This window comes from Chryseobacterium sp. SIMBA_028 (assembly GCF_046535285.1).
Classification (GTDB): Bacteria; Bacteroidota; Bacteroidia; order Flavobacteriales; family Weeksellaceae; genus Chryseobacterium.
On sequence record NZ_JAWRWZ010000466.1, the window covers coordinates 1 to 259 of the forward strand.

Annotated in this window: 1 protein-coding gene; it reads left to right on the forward strand. The window is 56.4% G+C overall.

Annotation, left to right across the window (positions count from 1 at the left end):
• The coding region (locus SCA31_RS24150; protein ID WP_410699524.1) for a hypothetical protein at positions 1 to 259 on the forward strand (259 nt) is incomplete at both ends.

Sequence of the window (259 nt, forward strand, 5' to 3'; positions counted from 1 at the left end):
GGGGAACACACGCGTTGGCGGCACCACAACAGGAATGTGTAGGTCGTTATCGGTTGACGTTACCGTCCCAGGCGGAAGTGGCCATGAGCACTGCCAAGGCATTTACCGATACGCAGATCAAACCGATTCGTTTCTCCGACAATTTGCCCGCGCCGCTCTCGTCCTTCATATACGACGGCAAGTTCGAGATCAGCAGAAGCGTTTCTCAGAGTGAATTCGACGCGCTGGTGGGCCGAGCGAAAGATGAGCTTGCCGCGAG